The organism is Natrinema soli (assembly GCF_028618695.1).
This window is the reverse complement of the sequence record NZ_JAQIVI010000750.1, coordinates 1-1,447: the sequence shown is the minus strand read 5'-3', so window position 1 is coordinate 1,447 and position 1,447 is coordinate 1. Positions and strand designations below refer to the sequence as shown.

Annotated in this window: 2 pseudogenes; both read right to left on the bottom strand. The window is 69.2% G+C overall.

Annotated features, from left to right (window positions below):
- Nucleotides 1-682: pseudogene (locus PGX04_RS31555) on the bottom strand (tRNA-intron lyase); the annotation flags it as partial.
- A gap of 331 nt (nucleotides 683-1,013) precedes the next feature.
- A pseudogene (locus PGX04_RS31550) lies at nucleotides 1,014-1,447 on the bottom strand (DUF91 domain-containing protein); the annotation flags it as partial.

Here is a 1,447-nt window from a genome sequence, read left to right as displayed (position 1 = left end):
CGAGCAGCGAACACTGCAGCGTCGGCTCGTCGTACTCCCGGCCCTCGAGGGGCTGGCCGTAGAACGTCTGCTCGTAGAGGGACAGCGGCGGCTCCCAGACGACGACCCGATCCGCGAGCAGGTCGGCCTCGCAGTCCTCGGGCAGTGTGGCGTCGGCACCCGACGTGCCGGTCGGATCCCGCCGCCCCACCTCGAAGTAGGTAATTTCGCTCTCCTCGTCGACGACCGCCAGCACGCCCTCCCGGAGTTCGGCGGCCGGAATGTCGGTCCGCTCGCCGATGATCCGCAGCGCGTAGGCGATCTCGCCGTCTCGAGGTCCCTTTCCTCGCGGGAAGACCGCGAAGTCGGCCTCCCCGCTCGGCGGGTTCGGAACCCACGGCTCCGCGGCCGGCGAGAGGTAGAAGCCCCGCGACCGCAGGTCCGCGTAGACCAGAAATCGGACCCCGAAATTCTCGCCGGGCTCGCGGGCCACGAACGCCCGAAACCCGAGGCGCTCGCCGGTCGCGGCGTCGACGACCGCCTCGAGGTCCCCCCGATACAGGAGGTGGGCCGCTTCGACCGGCGCGAGGGCGATTTCGTTGCCCTCGAGCGGATAGCCGTAGCCCCGCGAGTCGTGATAGCGCTGGCGCGCGTCGCCGCCCACGCGGACGACGCCGTCGTCGAATCGCCCCTCGAGTGCCATGGCCGGGGTTTTGCGGGCCGTGACTAAGTGGCTACGGATCGATCCCTCATTTCAGCCGGAATCTGTCTGAACGCTTTCGGAGTGACGGCCTCGAGAACCCCGATGAGACTCGGTGAGGTTCCCGCTGCAACCACCTCGAAAGCCCCTGGCGGTCTCGGATCGCGCGCCTCGCTGCGCGCTTCGGTCGCTCGTTTCACTCGCTCCCGCCAGTGCTTGCGTCGTCGTGCTTCTCCGAGACAGCCAGCCCCTTTCAGTCCCACCCACCGTAGCGGCGGCTGGTCGGCAGGCTATCGCTCGGTAGGAGCGACCCCCTTTCCGGGTTGTAGTCCGTTCAATCGTCCGCCGCGGAGTCGGCCTCGAGCGGCGCTTCGAGCCCTCGATCGCAGGTCGCATCGAGACAGCGGATGCCGCTGGCGGTCTCGAAGGTCGGCAGCCCGCAGTTACAGTCGCTGTTGACGACGCCGGCGGGGACGGCGAAGCCGGTGTCGCAGTCGGGATAGTGCTCGCAGCCGGCGATGAGGCCGCCGCGCCGGAGGATCCGGAGGTCGCCGTCGCAGTCGGGTTCGGGACACGCCCACTCGCGGTCGAACGCTTGCTTGACGGCCGCGTCGAGGGACTCACAGCCTCTGTCGAGGCAGATGTTGAACGCCAACCCGCGTTCGACGCGCATCTTGGGGAGGCCACAATCGCAGCGCTCGTCGCGGATCGTCGCGTCCGCGGGCACGCCGTAGCGGTCGCCACAGCCGACGCAATGGACCCCGCTGG